Below are 12,321 nucleotides of genomic sequence, written 5' to 3'. Positions count from 1 at the left end.
TAACGCCGCGCGCCGGCGCGTGGCTCATTTCTGGCTCATTTCTTCTTCGATTTCTTCGCAGATTTGCTGGACTTTTCCGGCTTGTCGGCGCCTTTTGCCGACTTGCCGCCGCCCTTGCCCTTTTGCGGCGGCGCCAGCATCGTGCCGCGGCACTTACGCGCGCCGCAACGGCATTCGTATTCCTTTTTCAGCTTCTTCGTCTGCCGCGCGTCGATCACGAGGCCATAGTCGTAAAAGACTTCCTCGCCCTCCGCAATATCGCGCAGCGCATGCACGTACACGTGTCCGTCGATTTCCTCGGCTTCGCAGTTCGGCGCGCATGAATGATTGATCCAGCGCGCGCTATTGCCGTTCACCTTGCCGTCGATAACCTTGCCGTTATCCAGCGCGAAATAAAACGTGTGATTCGGTTCAGCCGGATTATGCGGATGACGGCGCAACGCTTCTTTCCAGGTAATCCGCTCGCCCTTGTATTCGATCAGTCGTTCGCCCGCCGCGATCGGTTCGAGAGCAAACACGCCTTTGCCGTGCACACCCGAACGGCGCACGGCGATCCTGCGTGAATTCATTGAATGAATCCTTGTGAAGAACTGGAGAATCAAGTCTGGCAATCGTCAGGCACGTCTCGCGCGCGGCTTTTTCTGACGCGAATAGCAAACGCGGCGCCCTGCGAGCGCCGCGTCGACTTGCGACGCGCATCGCGCCACAACCGGCATCCTACACGCTGTGGACGGCTTCCTTCAACCGTCAGCCGATGCGTGTGTTCAACGTGCGACGAGCGTCACCGTTGACCGAACGTAATGTCGCCGAACAGCGCTTTCTGGTCGCGCGGCTGTGAACGCCAGTACTGCGGCGGTGCTTCGACGGTCGCGCCGAGGTTGGCGGCGGCATGCCACGGCCAGCGCGGGTTATAAAGCAGCGCGCGAGCCAGCGCGATCAGGTCGGCATCGCCCGCTTCGATCAGCTGCTCGGCGTGCAGCGGATCGGTGATGAGCCCGACGCCGATCGTCGCCAGACCGGTTGCGTGCTTGACCGCCTTCGCGAACGGAATCTGATAGCCCGGCTCCAGCGGGATTTTCTGCAGCGGCGACACACCGCCCGACGACACGTCGATCCAGTCGCAGCCGCGCCTTTCCAGCTCGTGCGCAAACGCGATCGTGTCTTCCAGCGTCCAGCCGCCTTCGACCCAGTCGGTCGCCGACACGCGCACGCCGACCGGTTTGTCGGCAGGGAATGCGGCCCGCACGATGTCGAAGATTTCGAGCGGGAAACGCATGCGGTTTTCCAGCGAGCCGCCATAGTCGTCGGTCCGCTGATTCGCGATCGGCGACAGGAACTGATGCAGCAGATAGCCATGCGCGGCATGCACTTCGAGCGCATCGATGCCGAGACGCGCGGCGCGGCGCGCGGACGCGGCGAACGCCTCGCGAATCCGGTGCAGGCCGGCGACATCGAGCGCAAGCGGCGGCTCCTCGCCCGGCTTGTGCGGCAGCGCCGACGGCGCATGCGGCAGCCACCCGCCTTGCGACACCGGAATCAGCTGGCCGCCCTCCCACGGCACATGGCTCGATGCCTTGCGCCCCGCATGTGCCAGTTGCATCGTCACGTTGATGTGCGAATGCTTGCGGATCGCGGCCAGCACTGGCACGAGCGCCTCTTCGGTCGCGTCGTCCCACAAACCGAGATCGCCGGGGGTGATGCGGCCATCCGGCTCGACGGCGGTCGCTTCGATGCACAGCATGCCCGCGCCGGACAGCGCGAGACCGCCGAGGTGAATCATGTGCCATGCGCTCGCTTCGCCGCGTTCGGCGGAGTACTGGCACATCGGGGAGACGACGATACGGTTGGGAAGCGTCACGCTACGCAGCGTGAGCGGAGAAAAAAGCGCGCTCATGGATTACGTCCAGTGAAAGCCCGAGAGCGATCGAGCATAGCACCGCGCGCGGTTTGCTGCAGAAACGGGGGCACCTCGCTGGCCACTCACGTCGCCATTCGGCGAGCCATTCAGACTTTCGTCTCGACCTGATCGAGCCATTCGCCGAACATGCGGCACCCGGCGGCTTCGAGCGCGGGACCGTATCGTGCGGTGTCGGCGCGCAACTGACGCGCGTCGATGCCGTGACTCGACAGTTCATTGGCATTGCCAATCAGCCAAGGTTCGAACCGATCGGTGCGGATCTCAGGATGACACTGCAAGCCCAGCACGTGATCTCCCCATGCGAAGGCTTGATTCTCGCAGGCCGGAGTCGATGCCAGACGGGTCGCGTTGGCGGGCAGATCGAAGGTGTCGCCGTGCCAGTGCAGCATCGACGTATGAGCGCCATCGAGATGACGCAGTGGCGAGGCGCGGCCCGCATCGGTCAGCGTAAGCGGTGCCCAGCCAAGTTCGGCCTGAGCCGCGGGGTAGACGCGCGCACCGAGCGCCCGGGCGATCAGTTGTGCGCCAAGGCAGATACCAAGTGTCGGCAAACCGGCCGCGATGCGCTTCTCGATCAACGACAGCAGCGGCGCGAGCGTGGGATACAGCGCGTCGTCGGTGGCACTGATGGGGCCGCCCAGCACGACCATCAGCGACGCGGCAACCGGATTGGGGGCCTCGATACGGGCGACGCCGACATCGAGATAGCGGACCGGACGCCCGCGCTCGCCGAGCACGAGCTCGAGACTGCCCAGATCCTCGAAGTGCACATGGCGGATGGCGAGTACTTCCCGATTCATCGGCCTGCCCTATCTTCAGGTTGACTAACGACTTGCCGCCAACGACTTTGTCCTTGCACGGCACCAGCCGGCAAGCAGGCGGCGTACACCGCCCGCCTTGGCCGGCCAGGTCATGTTAGCGGATTGTTCCGGAAGATGCCGGTTATTGGGCGAAGATCTTCCAGGTCTTCTTCTGGGTGGCGACGTCCGCCGTTTCGTGCACGGAGCAGTCGAGACGCACATCGGTATCCGACATGTTCAGGTCGAGCAGCGCGCAGTGATGCGGCGTCTTCTTCGGATTCTTGCTTGCCTGGAAATGCGTGCAGCTCAGGCACATGCGATGCGACGGAATCGTGTTTTGCGCTTCGAGCTGATAGATGGTCTTGAGCAGCGTGCGATAGAACACCGACTGTTCGTCCTCGCGCAGCGTGCCGACCGCCTTGGACAGGAAGTCCGGCCATTGCGCCGCGCGTTTGGCAGCGGTGCGGCCACGCGAGGTCAGGCGTACCGCGAGCGCGCGACCGTCGTCGAGTGCGCGACGCTTTTCGACGAGACCCTTGGTCTCGAGCGTGCTGACCGCATCGCTAGTGGTCGCGGCGGTCAGCGCCGTTTCGCGCGCGATCTCGCCGAGACGCATCGGCCCCTTGCGTTGCATCAACAGCACGAGGATTTCGCCCTGGGTCGGCGTCAGGCCCGCGCCTTCCGCCCATTCCCAAGCCTGGCTTCGCATCGCCGTGCTCAATCGCAAGAGGCTGTGGGTCACTCGCCCGTTTGCCTGTTCTCCGTATACGCCTTCGCTCATAATCTTCGATTCGTTTATTTACCGCTGGGGTGCGACGCCGGCCGTTGTCTGCCGGGGTACGCCCGTTGCGTGTGTGGGTAGCTTCGTCCGACCGCAGATGAAGCCGTTTGTACTATCTCAAAAATACACCGCCTTTGAAGCCGAAGGCGGCAAAAAAACGACATTCTATGCGAGACCTGCAAATCGTACAGCTAACTTATCCAACGCGAGCTGTGGATAAGCAGGGGAAAACGTTTGGACAGCCTGTGTACCGTTTTGCAACAAGCACTTGCAGCGTGTCGAGCGTTTCCTCGGTTGCGCCTGCCAGGCGTGGCCGGAGCGTCTTTTATCGACCCGGTTATCAATTCCCCAGAGCATTGACTTTGCAGGTATTTATTCAGTTGTCCACAGACTTCGGCAACGCCTGCTCACTGCTCCTAGGCTGGTATACGTAAACTTTCGACAAACCTGAAGGGTTGCGCGGACGAAAAGTCCTAAAAATTTTTTTACGAAAAAAAACCCGCGCATGGCGGGTTTTCGTCCGAACGTCGCGTACCTAGGCGCACGCAAACGCTTTCATGAGATCTTCGCGACTAGGCGCGCCACTGCAAACACTGCTGCCGGACCGCTTCGTGCAAGGACTTTTCCTGCGCGAACACGCTGCGCAGCCACGTCGCGTCGTTGACCTGGCCACGCGCGATCGCGCCGACTTCGGCCAGCGCATTGACCGAGCCGAGCGCTTCCGCATGCGATCCGATCTGTTCGAGCGTTTCGAGGATATCTTCGGAAATCGTCTTTCGTTCACCGGTTTGCGGATTGATGCAGGTGCCGCCGAGTCCGAAACGGCAGGCTTCGAAACGGTTGAACGTGTAGACCAGATAGTCGTCTTCCTGCGGCGTGATGGGCTTGTCGAGCAGCAGATGGCGAGCCAGCGTCTGGATGTAGCAGGCGATCGCCGCGGCGCGATCCACCGAAAACGGCGTATCCATCACTCGAACCTCGATCGTGCCGAACCCCGGCTTCGGACGGATATCCCAGTAGAAATCCTTCATGCTGTTGACCACGCCCGTGTGGACCATCTTCGAGAAATACTCCTCGAAGCTGTCCCACGTCAGCACGAACGGCGCCCGGCCCGACAGCGGAAAGGCGAACACGGAATTCAGTCGTGCCGAATGAAATCCGGTATCGACACCCTGTACGAAAGGCGACGACGCGGACAGCGCAATGAAATGCGGGATGAAGCGCGACATCGAATGCAGCAGATACAGCGCGCTGTTCGGATTCGGGCAACCGATGTGCACGTGCTGGCCGAACACCGTGAACTGCTTCGCGAGATAGCCGTACAGCTCGGAAAGATACTGAAAGCGCGGCGTATCGACGATCTGCCGCTCGCTCCATTGCTGGAAGGGATGCGTTCCGCCGCCGCACAGACCGACGTTCAGATGGTCGGCCGCGGATACCAGCGTGTCACGAATCTTGCGCAGATCGGCGACCGCCTGTTCGTGCGACGTGCAGATGCCGGTCGACAGCTCGATCATGCTTTCGGTGATTTCCGGCGTGATATTGCCGGGGATTTTTTCATCCTTGATAAGGCGCAGCAGATCCGTGCCGGCTTTGGTCAGATCATAGTCGTGCGTATTGACGATCTGCATTTCGAGCTCGATACCGAAGGTGAACGGTTTCGAATCGATGAAGGGTTCGAGTGACATGGCGTCCCCTGAGTCAGGTCGTTTGAGGCGAAGGTTTTGAAAAGTCGGGTTCGTGAAACGCGCCTGGCAGACCACGCGCGTTTCACGCTCACCCCTCGCGCCGCTCGGCGACGAGCGCGAGGCTGCGATAGACGAGCCACGGCCCGAGGATCTGCAGCACGAAAATCGAACACATGACGATCGCGCGCAGTTGCGGATCGAAGCTCGGATACAGGTTGTACGTGTCGTCGACAAGCAGGTACGCGAGCGCCGACATCGGTGACAACGACAGGCCGAGTGCGATGCCCTGCTTCAGGTTCAGGCCGCTCGGCTTCGCGAAAGCCAGCACGCCGACCAACTTCGCGACGAGGCGAGCAACGATCAGGCCCAGCGCCGCGACTCCGCCCAACGCAATGTGCCTCCATTCGAACGACGTCAGCGTCAGCACGAACAGAATCACCGTCAGCAGCCAGCCCGCGGTGCCGAAATGCTGCGGCCACAACTGCGGACGCGCTTCGTGATTCTTCACGATGATGCCCGCGGCGAGCAGCGCGAGAATCGTCGATAGCTTGAACAGATGCGCGACCGCGATCGCGAGCAGCACGAGACCGAACAGCGCGACGAACGAATGCTCGTCGTGCATGTTCAGGCGCCGGTAGAAGAACGTGCAGGTGCGCGCGAGCAGATATGCGAGCACGAGCGAGCCGACCAGCAGGTACAACGGCTGCAGGATCGTTGCGAACACGTTGCCGTATACCTCCTGATGCAGCCAGCTCGATACGAGCTTTTCGATCACGACCGCGTACATGCTGTTCAGCGCGGTCAAGGTCAGAAGACGCTGCGTGACCTGGCCTTCGGCGCGCAGTTCGGTCTTGAGCTGGATCACCATCGCGGGCGATGTCGCCATCGCGATCGCAGCGAGTACGGTCGCGACCATCAGCGGCACGTGCAGGAATAGCAGCACCGGCAGCACCAGCACGAAAGTCAGCGTGGCTTCGGCGACGCTCGACAGAATCAGCCACGGATTACGGCGGATCCAGCGCAGATCGAGCCGGCTGCCCAGTTCGAACAGCAACAGGCCTAGCGCGACGTCGAGCAGCGGCCGCGCGGCGCTCGCGGAATCCGCATCGATCACGCCAAAGCCGGCCCCGCCCGCTATGAGGCCGATCACCGCATAGCCGGAAATGCGCGGTAAGCGCCACGCGCGAAAGCAAAGCTCTCCGCACAGACCAGCGACAAGCAATGCGAGACCTGCCCAAAAAATGGCGTCGGGTGAAAGCGGCCACGCTGGCAGAAACGAAAACGCCGAATTCATCGTAATGGGTTCTCCTTGGCAGCAACGGCAGACGACACGAACCGGCGCACACGCACGCCGTGGCACGAGCGAACCGAGAGCGCTCGTTGTCGCAAGCGCTTCGCGAGGTCAGCGTTGCGAGGTTTCAATGATCGGATGATCGGAATGCGCCGCGGCCGCAAAAAACCGCACGGAGTCGGGCACATTCACGGGATGCGGCAGTAGCAACAGGCACGGTGAAGGAACGCCGTCGACCTTGAATCAGATTCTGTTTGACCGGCACCGTTCCATTGCTGCGCGTGCCGTCAGATGCGGTGGCACGACGCGGAAAAGAACCGGGATTGTGCCATAGCTTGTTCCGCGTTAACCGAAAAGACGTTAACTCGCTGGCAAAACGGTAAAAAAGTACGTTATTTTTATACTGAACGGAAAAAGCGACCTTTTTTCGAGGTATCGCGTCAATTTCGACAACGTCGCGAACGGCGAATCCGCTCCCTTGCGTTACGTTCGCGTGTGTGACTTTGGTGTGCGGTTTCGTCCGCGTTTTTTGGTGCTCTCCCACGGGTTAACGGAGCGCATCGAGTGATCCGTTTACGCGAGCTCGAACGAAATCTTCTAGCCCGATAGGCGGGGCGTTAGCTCCCGTCTTTGCTGTTTACTGGTTTACCGTATGTATACGTAGTAACAGTTAACAAGCTGCCTCGTTTTCTGTGGATAACCCGTGTTTACCGAAATGAATCATCGAGTTGTCGGCCGCATAACCGGATGTACAGCATGTGCGGCGGCGGCCGGTATACGCGAGCAACTTTTCGGACTTTTTCGCGATGTCCCAGTTACCCCGTTTACGTCCACAACGGCTCCACACGACTTGCGCCGGTTAACTGCGCGGTTATCCACAGGGTGCGGTGGATAAGCGGGCGTGTCGGTTAACGTGGTTTACAGCGCGGGCGGAGTTAACCTGCCGGGCGTTAACGCCGCAATGGTCGAAGCCGGTTAACCGATCGTCCCCTGCCGCAACGACCGCAGCAGAAAACGTGCGGGGTCGATGTCTTCGGCGAGACCGCGTTCGAGCGGCCACGGTTCGCCTTCGATCTGTGACGCGATCAATTCAGCGCCTAGCGCGGCCCATACCAGCCCGCGAGAACCATAAGCGAATGCGCCGTATAGACCGTCGACGCGCGGCAGATCGAGCGGCCATGCGCCGCGCAGGCGAGCTGCATCTCGTGCGGCAGCGGCTTCGTCGGCGAACTGGCCGATCATCGGCATGCGGTCCGAGGTCACGCAGCGAAACGCAACGCGTCCGCTGAGCGAGGTCAGCGACGCGTCATCGAGCGCGCTTGCGAACGATGGCAGCATCTGCGCGACGCGCTCGAGATTCTCGCGATGACCATCCGCGCGCAGCGACGTGTCGTGGTCGTCTAGTTCATAGGTCGCGCCTGTCAGCGTGACGCCGTTCGCGAGTGGCACGGCATAGCCCTCGCCGATCACCGGCAGCGCAAGCGCTGCGACGGTGCCCGCCGGCAGCAAGCTCAACTGGCCGCGAATGCTACGGGTCGGCGCATGACGCAAGCCAGCGATGCGCGCAGCTTCATGGGCGCCGGCGACGATTACGACCGGCGCTCGCGCGACCTCCTTTCCCTCGATATCGAAGACGGTCCACTGATCGCCGCAACGTTCGAGCCGCGCGACGTCGACGCCGAAGCGTCGTTCGAGCAAGCCGCCTGCCGATGCGAATTGCGCCGCGCAAAGAGAGGCGGGATCGATCCAGCCGCCGCGCGGAAAGAACCAGCCGCCACGCGCGAGCGGCATGCCGGCGAGTTGTGCTGCATCGGCCGCGGAGACCGGCGTCACGTAGTCGGACGGATAGCGAAACGTGGCGATAGCGTCGCCGATCGCGCGCGCTTCGTCGTCGTCCGCGGCGATCTGGAGCAGGCCACGATCGCCGCGGGCCAGTCGATGCCCTGCGTCTTCGAGTGCGGTCCAACGATTGAGCGCGTACAGAAAGCCCGCTCGCGTGACGCGCGACGCAACGCTGTCGTCGCGCGAAATCATTGGGTGAAATACGCCGGCCGGATTGCCTGACGCATCCTGTGCAACCGACCCATGCCGCTCGAGCGAAGTCACGCGCCACCCGCGTGCCGCAAGCCGCTCGATCACTGCGCAGCCGGCCAGCCCCGCACCGATCACGACAGCGTGTCGTTCATCGTGCCCGTACGGCGCGGGCGGTTCATAACGGCGCACACGCCAGCGCGGCGCGAAGCGGCCGACCAGCATCGCGCGTTTCCAGCCGAAGCCGTCGACCTTGCGATACTCGAAGCCGCATTGCGTCAACGCGCGTTTGACGTCGCCTGCGCTGCTATAGGTGGAGAAGGTCGCGTCATCGCCGGCGACCCGCGCGAGCGCCTTGAAGATCGCCGGGCTCCACAGCTCGGGATTTTTCGCGGGCGCGAAACCGTCGAGATAAAACGCATCGGCACGCAGCCGCAATGCGGGCAGGCTCTCGAGCGCATCGGCGAAGATCAACGTCAGCACGACGCGGCCGCCTTCGAATTCCAGCCGGTGCGTACCGGGCACAAGCATCGGCCATGCGTTCGCGAGCGTGTCCGCGAGTTGGGCGATCAGCGGATCGGAGATCGTCGATGCGTGGACGCGGCGCAGATCGGCGGCGCTAAACGGATGCTTCTCGGTCGACACGAAATGCAGCCGCTCGCAGCGTGCCGGATCGGCGCGCCACGCGGCCCAGGTGACGAGAAAGTTGATGCCGATGCCAAAGCCGGTCTCGAGGACGGTGAAGGTTCGACGGCTCTGCCATCTTTCGGGCAATTCGTTGCCGCGCAAAAAGACGTAGTGAGCCTGCTCGAGCGCGCCGACGGCGCTGTGATAGATGTCGTCGTAGTGCGGTGAGAAGGGGCTGCCGTTGTCGCGGAAAGCGAGGACGGCGGGGATCAGCGGATCGGTCATGCGCGACGGGAAAACACGCTCAAAAGATCGCTCGAAAGAGCGGGTTCGATGGTTGGAGTCGGCGCGCGCCGCGCGCGAGTCGCCGCAAAAGACCCATCAGGACGCTTTCAGACGCTTTGCTGCGTTGGCAAAAACCAACGCTAACCCCCGCCAGGACTGGGTTTCAGCCCTCGTTTAGGGGTGTTGAGGGGCGAATTTTCGATTTCCTTGCAAGAACGGCCCGAAAACCGTGCAATTCCTCGAAACCCTTATCCTGATTGGGTTTGCGCTGCGCTATCATAGCAAGCGCCGCGAAGGGAGCGGCAGCACGGCCGCCGAACAGTGTCCTGTCCGGCGTGGGAGATCTTCAGGATCGGGGCCGCAGCTGCTCGACGGCGCGGTGCGCGCACGTATAATCGGCGCGGTCGCGCTGTTCGTATCAACCTAAACTCAGAAAGGAACCTTAATGAACAAACAGGAACTGATCGACGCTGTCGCAGGACAGACGGGCGCCAGCAAGGCTCAAACCGGTGAAACGCTGGACACGTTGCTTGAAGTGATCAAGAAGTCTGTGTCGAAGGGTGAGGCGGTCCAGTTGATCGGCTTCGGTAGCTTTGGTTCGGGCAAGCGCGCAGCGCGTACGGGGCGTAATCCGAAGACCGGCGAAACCATCAAGATCCCGGCTGCCAAGACCGTCAAGTTCACGGCAGGCAAGGCGTTCAAGGACGCAGTCAACAAGCGCTAAGCAGATTGCTGCCGGGCAGTTGACACCCGCGAGAAAAACCCGCCAGTGGCGGGTTTTTTTTCGTCCATGCGTGCGGCTCAAATGCGAGGCGTGCTTCGTTCAGTCATGACGATGCGCATTCTTGCCGTGGTCATGTCCGCAATGCTCGCAGTCGTCGCCGTGCCCGTGATGATGGTGGTGATCATGCTCGTCGTCATGATCGTGGTCGTCGAACTCCCATGCCGGGAACGGATCGGGGAACTGCTGCCAGGCTTGCGGCCCGAGCGCGTATTCGTCGTCGGTGAGCAGACAGGCGTCGAACCTCGCGCGCCAGAGGGCGGGGTCGATGTCGACGCCGATCAGCACGAACTCCTGACGACGATCGCCGATGCTCATATCGTCCGGCGCGCCGTACCAGTCGGCGGCGATTTCGGCGGCCAACTCGTCGTCGCCTTCCGGCCACTCGCCGCGATCCTGCGCGGCCCACCACATGCCCGCGGGGCCGTGCCGGCAAGCGCCACCGGCCTGCGATAGCGAACCGCCGATATCGTTGCGCGTCGCGAGCCAGAAGAATCCCTTGCTGCGCAGTACACCCTTCCACTCCTGATGCAGCAGCTCCCACAGTCGCTGCGGATGAAACGGCCGGCGTGCGCGATAGACGAAATAGCCGACGCCGTATTCGTCGGCTTCGCTGTGATGCACGTGGCCATCTTGATCGCCGTGCTGATTCTCGTGCTTGTGCTCGAGCGCCGCGAGCCAGCCCTGCGCATTCGACGCTTCGTCGAAATCGAAGCGTCCGGTGTTCAGCACCTGATCGAGCGGCACTTCGGCAAAGCGGCTCACGAGCTGCACCGCACGCGGGTTCAGGCGCGCGAGGATGCGCTGCAAACGCGCGAGTTCGTCCGCGCTGACGAGATCAATCTTGTTCACGACGAGCACGTCACAAAACTCGATCTGCTCGATCAGCAATTCCACGATCGTGCGGTCGTCGTCTTCGTCGACCCTGACGCCGCGTTCGGAGAGCGCATCGGCGGACGCGTAATCGCGCAGGAAGTTGAACGCATCGACGATCGTGACCATCGTATCGAGCCGGGCGACTTCGCCGGGCGAGAGGCGGTCGTCGCCATCGAATGTGATGGTTTCGGCAATCGACATAGGCTCGGCGATGCCACTCGATTCGATCACGAGCGCGTCGAAGCGCTTTTCGCCGGCGAGGCGACGGATTTCGCTTTGCAGATCGTCGCGCGGCGTGCAGCAGATGCAGCCATTCTTGAGTTCGACGATCTGCTCGTCGACGCCCGACAGTTCGGCCGCATTACGCATGAGCGTCGGGTCGATATTGGCGTCGCCCAGATCGTCGACGATCACGGCGACGCGCAAACCGGCGCGGTTCGCGAGGATGTGCTTCAGGAGCGTGGTCTTGCCGGTGCCCAGAAAACCGGAGAGCACGGTGATGGGCAATAGCGGCTGGTTCATCGCGGTACGAATACGGGAAGATTGGAAGGCGTGCCGCGCGCGGGGTCAAATCGTCGGCATCGCTGCGACGGCGCGACAAAAGCACGAAGTCGCATTGTGCATTAAAATGCGTGCGGCTCGTGCGAGCCAAAGCGTTGGAATGGCTTACTGCGCGGGCATCAACTTCCAGCTGCGCAGAATCGCAGCGATCTGTTGCGCGTATTTGTCCCGCAACGTGGGCGTCTCCGAGTGGTATGCTCCGACCGCCTGCCAGGTATTGCCGTACTTGTTCATCTGCCGGCGCAGATGCCACGCCGCGATGTAAACGTTCTTGCACGGCTCCATCAGCGTGCCCTGCGAGATCCCGTACTGGGCGAGCACCGGCAGATGCACCGAATTGATCTGCATCACACCGTAGTCGGTCGAGCCATTCGCGTTCTTGTGCTGGGCATCCGGCCGGTTGTGCGACTCCTGCCACGCAATAGCCCGTAAGATCAGCGGATTGACCTTCTGATACTTCGCCGCTTCATCAAAGCAGTCGGCGCGCGCGGAGCCGGCCGCGGCGAGCAGCGCGAGCGTGGCGGCAACGGTGACGAGCGGACGTTTCATCGGTCAATAGGACTAAGCAAACCCGAGGTAAGAATCGGTAAGGCAGTTCGCCGGCCGCGTTTCGGCCGCAACGGCAAGCTGGCCGGGCGTTTGTCGAGCATCGGGGAAAACCCGCGTCAGCAAACACATAACA

At 62.1% G+C, this 12,321-nt stretch carries 10 protein-coding genes; 1 reads left to right on the top strand and 9 read right to left on the bottom strand.

The annotated features are described in order from the left end of the window. Positions 1 to 35: 35 nt before the first annotated feature. From AB3X89_RS20335 to mnmC, 7 genes are all read right to left on the bottom strand, one after another. The gene (locus AB3X89_RS20335; RefSeq protein ID WP_368584854.1) at positions 36 to 569 is read right to left on the bottom strand and encodes an SET domain-containing protein; all 534 of its coding nucleotides are present in this window, start codon (positions 567 to 569) and stop codon (positions 36 to 38) included. Between the two features lie 212 nt (positions 570 to 781). Continuing rightward, complete coding sequence (locus tag AB3X89_RS20330; RefSeq protein ID WP_368584853.1) at positions 782 to 1,894, bottom strand: NADH:flavin oxidoreductase/NADH oxidase; 1,113 nt, start codon at positions 1,892 to 1,894, stop codon at positions 782 to 784. Positions 1,895 to 2,004: 110 nt separating this feature from the next. Further along, positions 2,005 to 2,718 carry a glutamine amidotransferase gene (locus AB3X89_RS20325; RefSeq protein ID WP_368584852.1) on the bottom strand — a complete coding sequence of 238 codons (714 nt, stop codon included), beginning with the start codon at positions 2,716 to 2,718 and terminating at the stop codon, positions 2,005 to 2,007. A gap of 142 nt (positions 2,719 to 2,860) precedes the next feature. Next, complete coding sequence (locus AB3X89_RS20320) at positions 2,861 to 3,499, bottom strand: MarR family winged helix-turn-helix transcriptional regulator (RefSeq protein WP_176109905.1); 639 nt, start codon at positions 3,497 to 3,499, stop codon at positions 2,861 to 2,863. A gap of 572 nt (positions 3,500 to 4,071) precedes the next feature. Next, positions 4,072 to 5,187, bottom strand: a complete 1,116-nt coding sequence (locus tag AB3X89_RS20315; RefSeq protein ID WP_368584851.1) for a YbdK family carboxylate-amine ligase — start codon at positions 5,185 to 5,187, stop codon at positions 4,072 to 4,074. Positions 5,188 to 5,275: 88 nt separating this feature from the next. Continuing rightward, the gene (locus tag AB3X89_RS20310) at positions 5,276 to 6,481 is read right to left on the bottom strand and encodes a cation:proton antiporter (RefSeq protein WP_368584850.1); all 1,206 of its coding nucleotides are present in this window, start codon (positions 6,479 to 6,481) and stop codon (positions 5,276 to 5,278) included. Between the two features lie 972 nt (positions 6,482 to 7,453). Then, entirely contained in the window at positions 7,454 to 9,421 is a 1,968-nt protein-coding gene (gene mnmC / locus AB3X89_RS20305) for a bifunctional tRNA (5-methylaminomethyl-2-thiouridine)(34)-methyltransferase MnmD/FAD-dependent 5-carboxymethylaminomethyl-2-thiouridine(34) oxidoreductase MnmC (RefSeq protein WP_368584849.1), read from the bottom strand. A gap of 445 nt (positions 9,422 to 9,866) precedes the next feature. On the opposite strand from mnmC, the gene AB3X89_RS20300 reads away from it, so the two are divergent. After that, entirely contained in the window at positions 9,867 to 10,145 is a 279-nt protein-coding gene (locus tag AB3X89_RS20300; protein WP_013090989.1) for an HU family DNA-binding protein, read from the top strand. A gap of 99 nt (positions 10,146 to 10,244) precedes the next feature. Here AB3X89_RS20300 and AB3X89_RS20295 read toward each other — a convergent pair whose 3' ends face one another. Both AB3X89_RS20295 and AB3X89_RS20290 read right to left on the bottom strand, forming a co-directional pair. Then, positions 10,245 to 11,600, bottom strand: a complete 1,356-nt coding sequence (locus tag AB3X89_RS20295; RefSeq protein ID WP_368584848.1) for a GTP-binding protein — start codon at positions 11,598 to 11,600, stop codon at positions 10,245 to 10,247. 144 nt (positions 11,601 to 11,744) lie between these two features. Beyond that, complete coding sequence (locus tag AB3X89_RS20290) at positions 11,745 to 12,188, bottom strand: lytic transglycosylase domain-containing protein (protein ID WP_013090991.1); 444 nt, start codon at positions 12,186 to 12,188, stop codon at positions 11,745 to 11,747. Positions 12,189 to 12,321 lie beyond the last annotated feature (133 nt).

Source organism: Paraburkholderia sp. BR14320 (assembly GCF_040948665.1).
In the GTDB taxonomy this organism is placed as follows: domain Bacteria; phylum Pseudomonadota; class Gammaproteobacteria; order Burkholderiales; family Burkholderiaceae; genus Paraburkholderia; species Paraburkholderia youngii.
The sequence above is the reverse complement of the archived record's forward strand: the minus strand, read 5'-3'. Positions and strand labels throughout refer to the sequence as shown.

Coding starts and splice junctions, on each gene's coding strand:
- AB3X89_RS20335 (WP_368584854.1), bottom strand. CDS start 569: ATGAATTCACGCAGGATCGCCGTGCGCCGTTCGGGTGTGCACGGCAAA.
- AB3X89_RS20330 (WP_368584853.1), bottom strand. CDS start 1,894: ATGAGCGCGCTTTTTTCTCCGCTCACGCTGCGTAGCGTGACGCTTCCC.
- AB3X89_RS20325 (WP_368584852.1), bottom strand. CDS start 2,718: ATGAATCGGGAAGTACTCGCCATCCGCCATGTGCACTTCGAGGATCTG.
- AB3X89_RS20320 (WP_176109905.1), bottom strand. CDS start 3,499: ATGAGCGAAGGCGTATACGGAGAACAGGCAAACGGGCGAGTGACCCAC.
- AB3X89_RS20315 (WP_368584851.1), bottom strand. CDS start 5,187: ATGTCACTCGAACCCTTCATCGATTCGAAACCGTTCACCTTCGGTATC.
- AB3X89_RS20310 (WP_368584850.1), bottom strand. CDS start 6,481: ATGAATTCGGCGTTTTCGTTTCTGCCAGCGTGGCCGCTTTCACCCGAC.
- mnmC (WP_368584849.1), bottom strand. CDS start 9,421: ATGACCGATCCGCTGATCCCCGCCGTCCTCGCTTTCCGCGACAACGGC.
- AB3X89_RS20300 (WP_013090989.1), top strand. CDS start 9,867: ATGAACAAACAGGAACTGATCGACGCTGTCGCAGGACAGACGGGCGCC.
- AB3X89_RS20295 (WP_368584848.1), bottom strand. CDS start 11,600: ATGAACCAGCCGCTATTGCCCATCACCGTGCTCTCCGGTTTTCTGGGC.
- AB3X89_RS20290 (WP_013090991.1), bottom strand. CDS start 12,188: ATGAAACGTCCGCTCGTCACCGTTGCCGCCACGCTCGCGCTGCTCGCC.